Source organism: Vibrio sp. D173a, assembly GCF_030248475.1.
Map to the genome: position 1 here is coordinate 1 of NZ_JAHGAH010000975.1, position 904 is coordinate 904.

Below are 904 nucleotides of genomic sequence, written 5' to 3' on the forward strand. Positions count from 1 at the left end.
CCCAAAACGTTGCGGAGTTTTCCATACGCAGATCAAACTCGCCCGCTTTGAAGGCTCCGAGCATCACGGTATCGTCTCGGTAGAAATCGTACTGTACCTGCTCAAAGTTATTACGGCCAACGTTTACAGGTAACTCTGCCGCCCAGTAGTTCTCATCTAACCCATAAGCGACGCTTTAACCCGACTTATAGTTGATGACTTTATAAGGCCCGCTTCCGACAGGCGGCTCGCTTAACGGCTCAGACAGTTTTTTGTCGTGCCAGTAGTGCTTTGGAAGTACGCGAGTGCTCTGTGCAAAACTGAACAACTTCTCGCGGTTTGGTGTTTCCATCTCAATACGAACTACTAAGTCAGACACTGCGGTTACCGACTTAATGTCTTTGTAGTAGACGCGATACTGGGGCACGCCCTCTTTGGAAAACTTATCAAACGTAAAAGCAACGTCATGAGCAGTGATTGGCTTGCCATCGTGGAAGCGTGCGTTCGGGTTGATGTCTATCTCAAGCCATGAGAAATCACTGGCGTAACGCACCTTAGAGGCGATCAACGGATAATAAGCGTCAATTTCATCCGCAGGTGAAAACATCAAGGTGTCGTAAAGTTCACCACTGTAACTCGCGGAAACACCGCGTGAACCAAAGCGGTTAAAGCTATCAAACGTGCCTATCGCGCCATAGGTGATCTTGCCCTGCTTAGGCGCATCTGGATTGACATAATCGAAATGAGTGAAATCTACAGGATACTTGGCTTCGCCAAACCCAACCAACTGGGTCGTTTCGATGACTTGCACGCCATCTTCGGAAGCAAAAGAAGAAATTGGTAAGAGTGCCATGAGAGGCAGCGCTAGTGCGCGGTGGGTGAATTGAAAAAATGTCGACCGTTTAATTGGATTAACTCGGCAATC

1 pseudogene is annotated in these 904 nt (G+C 48.2%); it reads right to left on the reverse strand.

The window, feature by feature from the left end:
- Nucleotides 1-832: pseudogene (locus KIV40_RS30675) on the reverse strand (ABC transporter substrate-binding protein); the annotation flags it as partial.
- Between the last annotated feature and the right edge of the window lie 72 nt (nt 833-904).